Here is a 15,271-nt window from a genome sequence, read left to right on the forward strand (position 1 = left end):
TCAGGTCTTGCCCAGGTCGCCATGTTCGGCATCGGCGAAGCGTGCGGCGATCTCCCGGAAGGCATGGGCGTGCAACAGAAAGGCGTCGACCAGATCCGGATCGAAATGGCTGCCGCGACCTTCGGCGATGATCTGCACGGCCTTCTCGTGGCTGAAGGCTTCCTTGTAGACCCGGCGACTGATCAGGGCATCGTAGACATCGGCCACTGCCATCAGGCGTGCCGACAATGGAATCTCCTCGCCGGACAGGCCAAGCGGATAGCCGCTGCCATCCCACTTTTCCTGATGGGAGTAGGCAATCTCGCGTGCATAGCGCAGAAAACTGTCGGGCGCGTTGAGGATCGATTCGGCGGCCAGGATGGCATCGCGGCCCAGCGTGGTATGCGATTTCATGATTTCGAACTCGGCGTCGGTCAGTCGGCCGGGCTTGAGCAGAATGTGGTCGGGAATGCCGACCTTGCCGATATCGTGCAAGGGCGCCGACTTGTACAGCATCTCGATTTCGTTGTCGCTCTCGAGCGCCTGGCGAAAGCGCGGGTGATAACGCACCTCCATCGCCAGCAACTTAACGTAGTGCTGCGTTCTGCGAATATGATTGCCGGTCTCGTTGTCGCGGGTTTCGGCCAGCGAGGCCATCGCCATGATGGTGGCATCCTGCACCGCTGCCAACTCGCGCATGCGGCGCTGCACTTCCGCTTCAAGGTAGGCGTTCTGGTCAGCCAGCAGGTCGCGGGCCTTTTTCAGCAGCAGCTGGGTCTTGACCCGGGCCAGTACGATCGGCGGACTGATCGGCTTGGTGATGTAGTCAACCGCGCCGACGTCGAATCCTTGCTGCTCGTCGGCCACCTCATTGCGGGCGGTCAGAAAGATGACTGGAATGTCGCGGCCGCGCGGCATCTGCTTCAGTCGCCGGCAGACTTCGAAGCCGTCGATCTCCGGCATCATCACATCGAGCAGGATCAGGTCGGGCGGGCTGTCGCCGGCCACCAGGCCCAGGGCGCGTTCGCCATGGTTGGCAACCAGCACGCGATATTCATCGCGCAACAGTCCCGACATCAGGCTCAGATTCTGTGGGGTGTCGTCCACCACCAGAATGATTGGCCGCTCTTCTGCGTTGACTGCATGGCTCATCGTTGCACCTCTCCCGCTGCTTGCATGATTTGCAGCGCACGATCGAATTCGAATTGACTCAAGGCTCGCGCCAGCTGACGGAAGCGTTCGCCGCCAAGATGCTGCTTGAGCCCACCACGTAGTTGCTGAAACTCCGCTTCCGCCTCGGCATCGCCACTCGACAGCAGGGCGCAGAAGTGTTGCAGCGCCGCGGCATCAATGGGTTGAGCCGGCGTGTCATTGGTATCCTCGGCATTGTTCAGGATGCCATTATGGTGCGCCGGCGACGCCACGATGCCGGCGATGACATCGTTGAGTGCACGACTGAGCTGTTGTACGGCCGGCTGACAATCGCCGCCATGACGCAGGCAGTTCTCCAGCTGCTCGGCGGCGGCGGCCAGATCGCTGGCGCCGAGGTTGCCGGCGACGCCGCGCAGACTATGCGCCAGATGCTGGGCGGCGTCGCTATCGTTGTTGGCCAAGGCCGCTTCGATGCGGTTGGCGCTCTGGGCATGATCATCCACCAGCCGGCGCAGTAGCTCGCGGTACAACTCGACGTTGCCGCCGCAGCGGCGCAACCCTGCGTTAAGGTCGATGCCTTCGATGCGCCAGCCCAGGCCCTGGGGGGCGCTGCCGGATTCCTTGGCGCGCACGACCTTATCGACCGACTGCGGCTGCCACCAGCGTCGCAGGGTGGTGATCAAGCGGTCCGGGTCGATCGGCTTGGTGACGTGATCGACCATGCCTGCCGCTTCGGTGCGCTCACGCTCCTCGCTCATTGCGTGCGCGGTCATGGCGATGATCGGCAGCTGCGCAAAGCGTGGATGTGCGCGCAGCGCCTCGGTGGCCTGATAGCCATCGAGCACCGGCATTTGTAGATCCATCAGTACCAGTTCGATCGGCGGCTCGGTGGATTCAAGGAGTGGCAGCACGTGACCGCCATGTTCGGCCAGACTGACCTCGGCGCCCGCCTCCACTAGCAGTTCCCGCGCGATCTGACGGTTGATCTCGTTGTCATCAGCGACCAGTACGCGCAGTCCGCGCAGTGGTCGTTGCTCCTGGGTGGGCGATAACGGCTGCGTGTCCGTCGCGCCGCTGGCAAACAAACGGTTGAGGGTGTCGAGCAGGCTGGAGGCGTTCAGTGGTTTGCTCAGAAACGCACAGACGCCAGCGGCATCAGCGGCCAGACGCACGTCGTCGCGGGCAAAGGCGCTGACCATCACTACCCGAGTGGGATGGGCCGACGACAGTCCGAGCAGGCGACGAGTCGCCTCGACGCCGCTGATGCCGGGCAGATCCCAGTCCATCAGTACCAGGTCAAACGGACGATGCGCGGCGATGGCTTTTTCGGTCTCGCGCAGCGCTTCTTCGCCGCTGGCCACGTACATGGCATCTACCGGCAGGCCGGCCAGCAGGTCGGCCAGGACTTCACGGGCACTGGGATTATCGTCGACCACCAGAGTGCGCAGGGTCGGTAGATGTGAAATCGCTTCGACCTGCCGTGCATCTTCGCGACCAAACCAGGCGTTAAACACGAAGCGGCTGCCCTGGCCGGGTTGCGACTGCACCACGATGCTGCCGCCCATCAGCTCGATCAGCCGCTGCACGATGGATAGGCCAAGGCCGGTGCCGCCGTACTTGCGCGTGGTTGAGCCATCGGCCTGGGTGAAGGGCTGGAACAGGCGGGCGATCTGTTCCTCGCTCATGCCGATGCCGCTGTCGCGCACCTCGAACTCCAGCTTGACCCGTGCATTGGCCTGTTCCGCGAGGCGTGCGGTGATCCGCACTTCGCCGCGCTCGGTGAACTTCACCGCATTATTCACCAGGTTGATCAGCACCTGGCCGAGTCTGAGTGGATCGCCTTCCAGTGCCTGCGGCACAGCGGATGGCACGTCGAACAGCAACTCCAGCCCCTTTTCGAAGGCCTTGCCGCTGGTCACCGTGGCGACATTCTCCAGAACTTGATCGAGTCGGAATGGCACCCGCTCCATGCTCAGCTTGCCGGCTTCGATCTTGGAGAAGTCAAGCAGGTCGTTGATGATGCCGAGCAGGCTGGTGGCAGCGTTGTGAATCTTGCTGAGATAGTCGCGCTGGCGCTCGTCGAGCTGGGTCTTGAGGGCCAGATGCGCCATGCCGATGACCGCATTCATCGGTGTGCGGATCTCGTGACTCATGTTGGCCAGGAACATCGACTTGGTGCGGGTGGCCTCCTCGGCTTGTTCGCGGGCCTGACGCAGGGCCTCTTCGACCCGCTTGCGTTCGGTGATATCGATCAAGGTGCCGACCCGCGATTCCGGGCTGCCATCGTGCTCGTACAGGGCCTGGCCTTTTTCCACTACCCAGCGGACTTCACCGTCACGACGCACGACGCGGTACTCGAGGTCGTACGGCTTGCGCATGCTCACCGCCTGCTCCAGCTGTCGATGCACGGTGGCATTGTCTTCCGGATGAATCAGCTGGCTAAGGCGGATTCCCGCTGCCTGGCTGAAGGCGGGCTGCGCATGACCGGTCAAGGTCTCGACCCCGCCGCTCAGGAACAACATGGTCTCGTTGGGGTCGGCTGCTACCCGATAGACGGTGCCGGGAATGCTGTCGACCAGCACGCGGAACTGCTCTCCGCTGCGTGCCAGCTGGCGCTGCAGGGTGCGCTCGTCAGTGACATCGACCATCAGCGCAACCACCCCGCCGGGGCTGCTGTCCAGGGCGCGGAAGCCCGACAGCAGAATGGTGACTTCATGGTCCTGTCTGTCATCGAATGGAATCTGACCTTCCAACTCGATTGTCTGCGCGCTCTCCAGCACGCGTACCACATGCGGCTGCACGATCGCGACCAGGGCGTCTGGCAGGCCATGGGCATGGCGCAGGTCCTCGCCTTGAATACCCTCGCGACTGGCGCCGAAGGCGCGCAGGAAGGCGCGATTGCAGCCGCTGATGCGGCCACGCCCATCGAAGAACCACAGCGGCGTGGGAATGGTATCGATCAGTAGTTGCTGAAACTGGAAGGAGGCCGCCAGCTCATTGCGCTTGCGCCGCTCCTCAGTGACATCGAGCGTGACGCCGACCGCGCGCAGGGCGCGGCCATTGGCGTCGCGGAAGATGCGCATCTCAACACGCAGTTCGCGCTGCTCGCCGGACGGTCGCAGAATGCGCCAGTCGTCGGCAAAGTGCTCGGCCCCCTGTTCGATGGTGGCTTCCAGCTGTTGCTTGGCCCGCGGGCGGTCGGCTTCGACCACGCAGGCTAGCAGGTCGTCGATGCGTGGACCCAAGGTGCCGGCGGGCTGACCGAGCATGCGCTCCAGCTGCGCCGACCAGAAGTGCTTGCTCTGGCCGAAATCGAGATCGAACACCCCGATGTCGCCGGCTTCCTGGGCCAGGGACAGCAGCTCGGATTGCTCACGCAGCACGCGCTCGGCGCGTCGGCGCTCGCTGATGTCCTCGATCATCCACAGGTCGCGTTGCTGCCCGTCGGCCGCCTCGATGCGTTTGCCGATCAGGCGCGCCCAGAAGCGCTCGCCATCGCGGCGCTTGATCGGACCATCGAAGACGGCCATGCGTCCGGCGGCCAGCTTGATTTCAGCGGCGCGCTGCTGTGCGGCGTAGTCCTGAGCATTGACCTGTAGCTCGTTGATGCGCATCTGCATCAGATCGGTCGGCTTGGCATACCCGAGCATGTGTGCGGCGCTGGGGTTGCAGTTGAGGATCTGTTGATCGCTCAAGATCAGAATGCCCATCGGTACATGGTCGAACAAGGCCTTCTGTTCCTCGACCAGGGCGTCGAAATGTGCCTGGGCGCGCACCTCTTCGCTGACATCCTCGATCCAGGCGCTGAACATCATGCGCTTGCCATCGCGGCCATAGGGAGCGGCGCTGATCTGAACCTGACGTTCCCCTTGCTGATCGTCTGGCAGGCTCAGGGTGCGGTTCAGCGGTCGATTGTCATAGCCGGCCTGCTCGAAGTCCTTCAGCAATTGCTGGCGCTGGGAATCGGGCAGCTGTTGCAGCAGTCGCGATGGATCATGGATCAGGCTGTCTTCGTCGAGCCCGAAGATCACCGCACATCCGCGGGTGACGTAGTCAATGCGCAAAGGCTGGGCCTGACCGGGCTCGAAGCTGGCCTGGAACACCCCCACATGCAGGTTGTCGGTAACCCGGCGCAGACGATCGCGGGCCTGTTGCAGAACGCGGCGCAGACGCATGCCGCGACGCATGCCGGCGGCCAAGGCCACGCACAGCACAATCACCGCCAGCGCGGCGACACCGGCGGCCAGGTCGCCGCCGCTGGATTCCGCCAGGCTGAGCCGTGGTTCCACCCACAACCACCAGGTCCGACCCGGTGCGGCAACCTGCAGCACTCGCTGGTCGCCGCGGGCGCTGGGCAGCCGTACACGGCGAAACGAATCACCGGCTTCGACCCGGCCGATGCTGGCCAGACGACTGGCCAGCAAGCGAGCCTCGTGGTGATCGCCTTCGTAGAGCTGAAAATCGATCTTGTCGATTCCGGGAACCTGGTCGATTCCTGACAGCATGTCGTAGACATCGATGCTGCCGACCATCACGCCCACCAGGCCCGGAATGCGCAGAGCGGGTGGCGGCGGCTCTGGCGTGGCGAACACCGGCATCATCAATTGCACCAGGGCCACCGGGTTGGGGCGGGTGGCGGTGGGCAGTTCGCGCTGCAGGCTGCTGGCGGCCACGTCACCGAGGTTGCGGGCGCGCGCAATGGTCTCGGAGTTCAAGCGGATGCGCAGTGATTCATCTTCCAGGGTGCGTGGCGACTCAACAGATAGTTCCGTTGCCATGATCAAGCCGGGCTCGCTGATCGATGGCGGCAGCGCATACAGCTGCGGGAAGAACACCAGTCGTTGGCGACCGTAGCCGGGTCCCTGGGCGCCGTCGTGCTCATGGATGCGGAAGTCGCCAACTTCGTTCTGCATGCGCAACTCGTAGCGCTCGTCGTCCTGAGTCAGAACCCGAGGCCACCACTGCAGGTGCTGCACGGTGGTGCCTGAACTGAACACGGTGGTGGCAAAGCGCTGAAACTCCTGCTGGGTGATCTCACCACGCAGGTGGTACATCCAGCCGAGGCTGCGCACGGTCATGGCAGCCGCATCGGCATTGCGCTTGATCAGATCGGCCACCTGATTGCTGACCGCTTCGGTGCGCCGCTCGATCGCCTGACGCTGCGCCTCGGTCAGCGCGCGATGCAACAGGATGGCAAAGGCAAAACCGACCAGTAGGACGCCAGCGAGCAGGATGTACTCGCTGAGATACAATCTGCCGTGGTCCGAGCGTAACTCCGACTTCAAAAGGCAGCTCCCTGTGCGATGCCCGGCAACCAGGCGTGCCGGTGTGGCGCGATCGTAGACAAGCGACACTGCGCATCAATGTAATGCAGAACATGTGATCAGGTCATCGACTGACGACCGGCCATCGATCGGACGGTGTCGATAGTCGGCCTTGCCCACTCTCTGTGCTCGCTTGACCACGCAGCGCAAGGGGCTGCGTCGTGCGGCAAAACATTGCATGCTGTGCCAGAGCCGCCGATGTGCTGGGCGGAGCGGGAGGCCAGGCATGGGTGATCGCTGGCGTAGTCGAGGATCCATCGCGGTGGGCGCAGTCCTGCTCGCGTCCCTGCTTGGCCTGTGGCTGGGCCGCGACCCGGTTGCGCCTGAGACCGCGCCGATGCCGCCCAAGCCCTCAAGCTTTGCCGCCCTGCACGCTTTCCCGGAGGAGGAGAAGGCGACTGTCCGCCCTGCCGCCGAGGTGCAAGAAATGGCCGAGCGCGCCTGGGCCTTGAGTCCCAGCGCCCCGTTGCGTCAACGCCTGCCGAGCTTGCTGGAACTGGCTCGGGCCGGCGATCGTGAGGCGGCATGTTGGCTGGCCTTGGAATACAGCCAATGCCACACCTTGGCAGTGATCCACAATGTCGGGCGGAATTTTCACAGCTTGCTCGAGCATCGGGCCTTGCCCGGGGTTAGCGCGCAGCAGGAAGACGACCTCCTGCTGGGCATCGCCGACGCTGGCGAGCGTCACGGGCGCAGTGCCGAGCATTGCCAGGGAATTTCCGAGTTCGAAGCCAATCCCGGCGTGCCCTTGTTGCAGGATCTGGCGCAGCAGGGCAGCGTACGCCTGAAGGTGGTGGCAGCCTTGATGCAGCCCAATGGCAGCCTGTTGCGATTGCCCCGAAGCGCGGTGATTCCGCTGACCCTGGACACCAGCACCGATCGCCTGGCCTCTCAGTTCTATGCCGACCATGCCTTGCCCTATCTGCAGCAAGGCTTCAGGGCTGGCGACGCCCTGGCCCTGGAGGGCCTGATCCTGATCCACGCCCCCGACGTGATCCACTTATCCGACAACACCGACGTGGCCTTTCGACTGCCCAATCCGCGCTTGTTTGCCGCGCTGGCCTTGCTGGCCGAGCAGGTCTACGGTGGCGAGATGCTGGGCCCGCAGGCGCGCAATCTGCTGCAGCGCACGCTGGAGCAGATGTCGCCGACTGATCGATTGGCGCTGGAGCGGGATGTTCAGATCGAGGCGCTGCGCTGGCAGGGGACGGCACAGCCAGCGCCTGAGCAGGTCGACTGGGATTACCAGGCATTCTGCCGATGAAAGCGCAACCAGCCGTGCGCCACCCGACCAGCAGGAGGATCGTTCGCAACGCCCATGCATCTGACCGCTGAACTCGACATCCGCACCTTGCTCTTCTTGGTGACCTTGGTGGGCCTGCTGATGGCGCTCACCATGGCGGTATTCGCGCGTCGCTTTCCGCACTATCCAGGGGCTGGTTGGGTGGCCGCGGCCGACGCCTGCATCGCCCTGGGTGCCTACCTGATTGCCATGCGTGGCGAGTTTCCGGACTGGCTGACCACGCTGCCCGCCAGCGCCCTTACCCTGCTCGGCCTGCTGCTCAACTACGAAGGCCTGCGGCGCCTGCTGCAAGAGCGCAACGCCTGGTTCTGGTCGCCGCATTGGCTGTTGTTGCTGTTGCTGCCCGGCTCCTGGTACTACACCTATGTCGATCCCAGCGTACACGGGCGGGTCGTCGTGTTCAGTGGCGTGGGATGCCTGGCTGCGCTGCTCACTACCTATATGGTGCTGGTGCCGCAGCGAGCGGCCGATGCACCCAACCTGCGACCGGTCGCCTGGGTGTTTGCCGGCTTTGCCCTGATGCTGCTGTTGCGCGTATTCCACACCCAGGATCCGCGGCAGGTCGATGATTTCATGTATGCCGGGGCGTTGAATGCCGCAGTACTGGCCAGCTATATCGTGTTCCTGATCCTGAAGGATGTCGGCCTGCTGCAGGCCTGCGTGCGTCAATTGATCGCCGACGTGGAGCGGCAGGCGCGCACCGATCCGCTGACCCGGCTGATGAATCGCCGTGCTGTGATGGAGCAGGGCGAGCGGGCCTTCCATCGCGCCGTCAGTGGCCAGGCACCGATGGCCGCCATCATGGTCGACCTGGACCATTTCAAGCGGGTCAATGACGAACACGGCCATCAGACCGGCGATGCCGTGTTGCAAGGGGTGGCGCGGATACTGCAAGGCTCGGTGCGACCCGGTGACCTGTGCGCCCGCTTCGGTGGCGAGGAGTTTCTGCTGGTGTTGCCCGAGACCGCGCTCGCTGAAGCGGAACAGCTGGCCGAGCGTTTGCGCCTGAAGGTCGAGCAGTCGTCACCGGAGCACTGCGGCGGCATCGCCTGCACCGCCAGTTTCGGCGTGGCGGCACTGGCCGACGAAACACGTCTGGAGGAGCTGATCTCGCGCGCCGATCAGGCGATGTATGAAGCCAAGCATGCCGGCCGCAACCGGGTCGAAGTCAGCCAGGTTGATATGCGATCGAGTTCGAGCGCGGCGAGTGGAAGTGCTGGTGCTGCCGCCGCCCAGCGGCTGGGAGCGGAGTGAATGCGCAGGCGCCTAGCTAGCAGGCCGGAAATCAATCACTTGCGTGCTTGCTTTCCGAGCGCGCCGTCCGTGGCGCGCGATATCAGGCTGCTGGAATGAGTCTCAGCAGCCTGCTAGCCCAGAAACTGCTGCAGGGCGGGGTTGTCGGTCTCTTCGCGATACCAGAAGCCCAGGCGGGACAAGGCCGCTTCGAAGCGTACATCGCTGTCCGGACTGACCTGGAATGCGGCCAGCACCCGGCCATAGGCGGCGCCGTGGTTGCGATAGTGGAACAGGCTGATGTTGTGCTCGGAACCCAGGGTTTCCAGAAAGTGCAGCAGGGCTCCTGGGCGCTCTGGGAATTCGAAGCGGAAGCAGCGCTCGCGCACCCCGACGGCACCGGGGCCGCCGACCAGATGGCGAACGTGCAGTCTGGCGACCTCATTCTCGGTGTAATCGGCGGTGTGGTAGCCGGCTGACTCCAATGTCTGGCGGATGGCCATGCGTTCGGCTGCACCGCCCTTCAGCTTGATGCCGACATAGACCTGCGCCTGATCTGCGCGTTGATAGCGATAGTTGAATTCGGTCACCGCGCGACGGCCGATGCGCCGACAAAAATCGAGAAAGGCGCCGGCACGCTCGGGAATTGTGACGCCAAACAGCGCTTCGTGCTGCTCACCAATCTCGGCCCGTTCGGTGACGTGGCCTAGCCGATCAAAGTTCATGTTAGCGCCTGACAGAACCACTGCCAGCTCACGCCCCTCGGCGGCGTTCTCGGTGATCCAGCGCTTCATTCCGGCTAGGGCCAGCGCACCGGCCGGCTCAACGATGCTGCGGGTGTCCTCGAACACATCGCGAATGGCAGCGCAGACCTGGTCGGAGTCCACTGTGACCACCTCGTCGACGCGATCGCGCAGCAGTTCAAAGGGCAGGCGACCGATCTGTCGCACCGCGCAACCGTCGACGAACAGTCCGATTTGCTCCAGTCTGACCGGCGCCCCGGCCCTGATCGCGGCGTCCAGACAGGCGGCATCGTTGGGTTCAACCGCGATCACCCGGATACTCGGGTCGAGTGATTTCAGGTAGACCGCCATGCCGGCACACAGACCGCCGCCACCGACCGGCACGAATACCGCATCGACCTTGCCGCGATGCTGAGCCAGGAGTTCCATCGCCACGGTGGCCTGGCCGGCAATCACGGCGGGGTCGTCATATGGATGGATCAGGCTGCGACCATCGCGTTCGGCTATGGCATAGCCATGCGCAGCTGCCTCGTCGTAAGAATCGCCGTGTAGTACCGCACGTGCGCCCAGGGCCTCGACCGCGCTGACCTTGATCTGTGGCGTGGTGGCGGGCATCACGATGACTGCGTCGATTCCGAGCTCGCGCGCCCCCAAGGCCACGCCCTGGGCATGGTTGCCGGCCGATACGGCTACCACGCCGCGGGCGCGCTCCTCAGTGCTGAGCTGACACAGCCGGTTGTAGGCGCCGCGCAGCTTGAACGAGAACACCGGCTGCAGGTCCTCGCGCTTCAGCCAGATCGTGTTGTTAAGGCGCTTCGACAGCCTCGGAGCAGCTTCCAGCGGCGTGCGCTTGGCGATGTCATAGACCGGCGCGGTCAGAATTGCCCGCAGCCACTCCGCGGTGCTGGTCGGCACGGCAACCGGGGCAGGGACTGTGGTGGTCGGCGCGTTCATGGTCTGGCTCACCGTTGATTGTGCTTTATCGGTGCGTCCGAGACGCACCCTATGGCGCGATAGGGTGCGCCTTGGCGCACCGCTATGCCAAGGGATTTCATGCCGCCTTGGCCAGGGCCGACAGCCGCTGCAGCACGGCATTGCCGGCCTCCGCGGTGCTGGCCGGGTGATCCTTACGCAAATCGGCGGTCAGCACGCCGTCGCTGATCGCCGATGAAACAGCCTGTTCAAGCGCGGCGGCTTCAGCCTCCAGTCCCAGCGAGTGACGCAGTAGCAGGGCGACCGACAGCAGGCTGGCATACGGATTGGCAATGCCCTTGCCGGCGATGTCGGGTGCCGAGCCGTGGATTGGCTCATACAGGCCGACCTTGCCCTCGCCAACCGAGGCTGAAGGCAGCAGACCCATCGAGCCGGCCAGCACGGCGGCCTCGTCGGTGAGGATGTCGCCGAACAAGTTTTCGGTCAGCACCACATCGAAGTGCGACGGCCGGGTCAGCAGATGCATGGCCATGGCGTCGACCAGCACATGCTCGTAGGCCACGTCGGGGTATTCGCTGTCCATGATCCGGGTGACGGTTGAGCGCCACAGGCGCGAGGTTTCCAGCACATTGGCCTTGTCGACGTGGGTCAGCTTGCGCCGACGGCCGCGCGCCAGCTGCGCAGCGCGGCGGGTGACGCGCTCGATCTCGGCAACGGTGTAACGACACTCATCCACCGCCGCATCGGCCTCGCGGCGCTTGGCGCCAAAGTACGAGCCACCGGTCAGTTCACGCACGAACAGCATATCGATGCCGTGCAGCAGATGCGGCTTCAGCGGCGCTAGCTCGGCGGTGGCCGGGTGCGGTGCCACCGGGCGCAGATTGGCGAATACGCCGAGCTCCGCACGCAGTTTCAGCAGGCCCTGTTCTGGCCGCACCGGTGCATTCGGATCGCTCCACTTGGGACCGCCGACGGCACCGAGGAAGACAGCATCGCTTTGTTTGCATAGCGTGATGGTCTCCTCCGGCAGCGGATTGCCAGTGGCATCGATCGCCGCGCCGCCGATCAGGCCGGTCTGTAGGGTGAATTCGTGGCCGAACTGGCGGGCCACGGCCAGCAAGAGCTTCTCGGCTTCGGCGCCCACTTCGGGGCCGATGCCGTCGCCGGGCAGGAGAGTGATGGTGGCTTTCATTGGCAGTGCAGCTCCGTGTTGTGATCAGAATCGTTGGGCGATGTAGGGCGGGCCCTGGTCCGCCGTCTTGGACTTCCTGACAACTCGTAGCGAACCACTTGCCCAGTCATGTGATTTGAGCTTGCAATGGCGGGCCGGGGCCCGCCCTACGCCGCTTTTTCGAAGGTATCAATGGCCGCCGACTCGGCCAGCAGATAACCCAACTGATCTACCCCGCGCAGCAGGCATTGGCGGGCAAAGCCTTCGACTTCAAAGGCAATGGTCTGGCCGTCGGGCAGTTCGATCTGCTGGCGCTCCAGATCGACCGCAATGGTCTGCGTTTCAAATCCGGCGATGGCCTGCCACTGCTCGGCGTTGACCACGATCGGCAGCAGCCCGTTCTTCAGCGCGTTGTTGCGAAAGATGTCGGCGATCTGGGTCGAGATGACGACCTGGATGCCGAGGTCGAGCAGGGCCCAGGGAGCGTGCTCACGCGACGAGCCGCAGCCGAAGTTGCGTCCGGCCAATAACACGCCGGCGTTGCGCAGCTCAGGCCGATGCAGGGCGAACTCCGGTCGCTCCTTGCCTTCCTGGTCATAGCGCCAGTCGGCAAAGCAATGCTGACCCAGCCCCTCGCGCTGCGTGGTCGTCAAGAAGCGCGCGGGAATGATCTGATCGGTGTCGATGTTCTCACCGGAGAACACGGCAACGCGGGATTCGATACGACGGATGGGGGTCATTTCGTAACTCCTTGTTCCCCTCTGTGGACTCCCCCCTCCCCGCGGGAGAGGGGAGTGGGGTGAGGGTACGAATACGTATTGCGTTAGGCAGTTGCCGGGCGTAATGACAAGGCCCGACCATCATCTGGCGCTTCGCGCCACCTTCTCTCAAGGGGGGAAGGGATGAGCATGTTAAGCCGCATCACTCATCCCTCCCCAGCTGCGCGGGTCGGCGATCACGCCGGCCAGGGCACAGGCTGCTGCAGTGGCCGGGCTGGCCAGCACGGTGCGCGCGCCGGGCCCTTGGCGGCCTTCGAAATTGCGGTTCGAGGTACTGACTGCCAGCTGTCCCGGACCCACCTGGTCGCCATTCATGGCGATGCACATCGAACAGCCGGGCTCGCGCCATTCGGCCCCGGCCGCCTTGAACACCTCGTTCAATCCTTCTTCCTCGGCCTGGCGCTTGACCTGATCCGAGCCCGGCACTACCAGCATGCGCACATGGGCTGCGATACGCCGACCGCGCAGGATGTCGGCAGCTTCACGCAGGTCGGACAGGCGGCCATTGGTGCAGGAACCGATGAACACCACATCGACCTTTTCGCCGAGCAGCGAATGGCCGCCCTTGAAGCCCATGTAAGCCAGGGCACGCTCGCTCTGCGCATCGCCGGCACGCGGCACGGCACGATCGATGGCGGTGACCTGGCCGGGGTTGGTGCCCCAGGTGACGGTGGGCGCGACCTGGGCGGCGTCGATGCGGATCTCCCGATTAAATCGGGCGCCGGTATCGCTAGTTAAGTTCAGCCATTCGCCTGCCTTGGCCTCGAAGGCCTCACCCTGCGGCACCCGTGGCCGGCCTCGCAGCCAGTCGATGGTGGTCTGATCCGGTGCCACCAGGCCAGCGCGGGCGCCGGCCTCGATCGACATATTGCACAGGGTCATGCGCTGTTCCATCGACAATGCACGGATGGCTTCGCCGCGGTACTCGATCACATGACCGGTGCCGCCATCGACGCCGAGCACGCCGATGATATGCAGGATCAGATCCTTGGCGCCGACGCCGGCCGGCAAGCGGCCATCGACGGTCACCGCCATGGTTTTCGGTCGTCGCTGTAGCAGGCATTGTGTGGCCAGTACATGGCCGACTTCGGTGGTGCCGATGCCAAACGCCAATGCTCCAAATGCCCCGTGAGTCGCCGTGTGGGAGTCGCCGCAGACGATGGTCATGCCCGGCTGGGTGGCGCCCAGCTCCGGGCCCATCACATGCACTACACCGCGTTTGCCTGAGCCGAAGCCGTTCAGTTCGAGGCCGAACTCGGCGCAATTCGCCTCCAGCTGTGCCACTTGCTGGGCGGTCTGCGCGTTGGCGTAGGGCAGTTTGCCATCGGTACCGGCCGGCAGGGTCGGCGTGCTGTGATCCAGGGTGACCAGGGTGCGATCAGGGCGACGCACTTTCAGCCCCCGCCCACGCAACTCCGAGAATGCCTGTGGCGAAGTAACCTCGTGCACCAGATGCAGGTCGATATACAGGATCGCCGGCGCATCGGCGCTCTCGGCGCGGACCAGGTGGGCATCCCAGATCTTGTCGATCAGGGTGCGTGGAGTGGCGACAGTGTTATTCATGCCTTACCTCGTAGGGCGGGTCTTGACCCGCCATGTTGCGTTTCAATTCGCCGCTTCGGCTCTACCTGATGCGTGCGGAATGTGACAAAGACGGCGGGTCAAGACCCGCCCTACGCCTTTGTTGCGGCGATCACGCCACCGCCTCGAGTTTCACTTCGGCATTGGCTTCGGCATTGACCAGATCCAGCCAGCCCCAGCGATCAGCCGTGCGACCATCGAACAGACCGAAGAACTTCTCCTGCAGGGCGGCGGTGATCGGTCCGCCGGCGCCATTGCCGATCGGCATCCGGTCGACCGAACGCACCGGGGTGATTTCGGCCGCGGTGCCGGTCATGAAGATCTCGTCGGCCAGGTACAGCATCTCGCGCGGCAGCGCTTGTTCGACAATCTTCAGGCCCAGATCGCGCGCCAACTCGAACACCGTATCGCGGGTGATGCCGACCAGGATCGAGGCGGCCGCCGGCGGCGTATACAGCACGCCCTTGCGGACGATGAACAGGTTCTCACCGCTGCCCTCACTCAGGGTGCCATCGCTGGCCAGGGCGATGCCCTCGGCAAAGCCATTGGCCCGCGCCTCCATCGCGATCAATTGCGAGTTCAGGTAATTGCCACCGGCCTTGGCGGCGGTGGGAAAGGTGTTGGGTGCGGCCCGATTCCAGCTCGACACGCAGGCGTCGATGCCCTGCCTCAGGCCCTCTTCGCCCAGATAGGCGCCAAACTCGATGGCAGCGATGGCCACATCGATCGGTCCATTCGGCGGTGCCGCGACGCCAAAGCCACACACGCCACGCCAGGCGATCGGCCGCAGATAGGCAGACTTCAGCCCATTCTCGCGCACCACATCGCGGCAGGCCTGCATGATCTGGCCGACATTGAAGTGCAGGCCCATGCGGTAGATGCGCGCCGACTCGAACAATCGCTCAATGTGGTCGTTAAGACGAAAGATCGCCGGGCCGTGCTCAGTATGGTAGCAGCGGATGCCTTCAAACACCGATGAGCCGTAGTGCAGGCCATGTGACATCACATGGCAGGTGGCGTCTTGCCAGGGTTTCAGTTCACCGTTGAACCAGATGTATTGGGAGGTTTTCATG

9 protein-coding genes are annotated in these 15,271 nt (G+C 64.1%); 2 read left to right on the plus strand and 7 right to left on the minus strand.

The annotated features are described in order from the left end of the window. Both IFO71_RS16020 and IFO71_RS16025 read right to left on the minus strand, forming a co-directional pair. Positions 1–1,131 carry an HD-GYP domain-containing protein gene (locus tag IFO71_RS16020; protein WP_192030671.1) on the minus strand — a complete coding sequence of 377 codons (1,131 nt, stop codon included), beginning with the start codon at positions 1,129–1,131 and terminating at the stop codon, positions 1–3. Then, a complete protein-coding gene (locus tag IFO71_RS16025; protein ID WP_192030672.1) occupies positions 1,128–6,416 on the minus strand; it encodes a PAS domain S-box protein in 5,289 nt (1,762 codons plus the stop codon). Before IFO71_RS16025 ends, IFO71_RS16020 begins: the two co-directional genes overlap by 4 nt. A gap of 265 nt (positions 6,417–6,681) precedes the next feature. Here IFO71_RS16025 and IFO71_RS16030 point away from each other — a divergent pair, with 265 nt between their 5' ends. Continuing rightward, positions 6,682–7,719: a hypothetical protein gene (locus tag IFO71_RS16030; protein WP_192030673.1), complete on the plus strand. Its 1,038-nt coding sequence runs from the start codon at positions 6,682–6,684 to the stop codon at positions 7,717–7,719. A gap of 54 nt (positions 7,720–7,773) precedes the next feature. Next, on the plus strand, positions 7,774–9,012 hold the full coding sequence (locus tag IFO71_RS16035) for a GGDEF domain-containing protein (RefSeq protein ID WP_192030674.1): 1,239 nt from the start codon (positions 7,774–7,776) through the stop codon (positions 9,010–9,012). 113 nt (positions 9,013–9,125) lie between these two features. Here the strand turns inward: IFO71_RS16035 and ilvA are convergent, their stop codons facing one another. From ilvA to IFO71_RS16060, 5 genes are all read right to left on the minus strand, one after another. Next, the gene (gene ilvA, locus IFO71_RS16040; RefSeq protein WP_192030675.1) at positions 9,126–10,688 is read right to left on the minus strand and encodes a threonine ammonia-lyase, biosynthetic; all 1,563 of its coding nucleotides are present in this window, start codon (positions 10,686–10,688) and stop codon (positions 9,126–9,128) included. Between the two features lie 97 nt (positions 10,689–10,785). Further along, complete coding sequence (leuB, locus tag IFO71_RS16045; RefSeq protein WP_192030676.1) at positions 10,786–11,859, minus strand: 3-isopropylmalate dehydrogenase; 1,074 nt, start codon at positions 11,857–11,859, stop codon at positions 10,786–10,788. 146 nt (positions 11,860–12,005) lie between these two features. After that, positions 12,006–12,578, minus strand: a complete 573-nt coding sequence (gene leuD / locus IFO71_RS16050) for a 3-isopropylmalate dehydratase small subunit (protein WP_192030677.1) — start codon at positions 12,576–12,578, stop codon at positions 12,006–12,008. 171 nt (positions 12,579–12,749) lie between these two features. Continuing rightward, positions 12,750–14,180, minus strand: a complete 1,431-nt coding sequence (leuC, locus tag IFO71_RS16055; protein ID WP_192030678.1) for a 3-isopropylmalate dehydratase large subunit — start codon at positions 14,178–14,180, stop codon at positions 12,750–12,752. 130 nt (positions 14,181–14,310) lie between these two features. Further along, positions 14,311–15,270, minus strand: coding sequence for a branched-chain amino acid transaminase (locus IFO71_RS16060; RefSeq protein ID WP_192030679.1), 960 nt, complete (start codon positions 15,268–15,270; stop codon positions 14,311–14,313). Position 15,271: the final 1 nt, after the last annotated feature.

The organism is Pseudomarimonas arenosa, assembly GCF_014841215.1.
In the GTDB taxonomy this organism is placed as follows: Bacteria; Pseudomonadota; Gammaproteobacteria; order Xanthomonadales; family Xanthomonadaceae; genus Pseudomarimonas; species Pseudomarimonas arenosa.